At 67.7% G+C, this 341-nt stretch carries 1 protein-coding gene; it reads left to right on the top strand.

Annotated features, from left to right (window positions below; translation table 11 throughout):
• On the top strand, positions 1 to 341 hold a 341-nt coding region (locus tag ACP2AV_RS15750; RefSeq protein ID WP_426373713.1), incomplete at both ends, for an acyclic terpene utilization AtuA family protein.

Genomic DNA, 341 nt, shown 5'->3' with positions numbered 1-341 from the left:
GGCTATGCGCCGGATTTCGTCAAGGCGCTGGTGCCCTGGTTGCCTGAGATCAAGGCCAAGGGGATCAAGGTTGTGGCCAATGCCGGCGGGGTCAACCCGCGCGGCTGCCGCGATGCGCTTGCCAAGGCGGCGGCCGAGGCGGGGATCGATCTGTCGATCGGTGTGGTGCTGGGCGACGATCTGTCGGCGCAGGCCGATGACATCCGCGCCAGCGGGCAGAGCGAAATGTTCTCGGGCGCGCCATTCCCTGACGATATCTGGAGCATGAATGCCTATCTGGGGGCGCGCCCGATTGCGGCGGCCCTGGACGGCGGGGCGGACATCGTGATCACCGGGCGCTG

The organism is Aliiroseovarius sp. PTFE2010 (assembly GCF_049943335.1).
Taxonomy (GTDB): domain Bacteria; phylum Pseudomonadota; class Alphaproteobacteria; order Rhodobacterales; family Rhodobacteraceae; genus JBNFVY01.
This window is presented reverse-complemented; position numbering and strand designations above follow the sequence as displayed.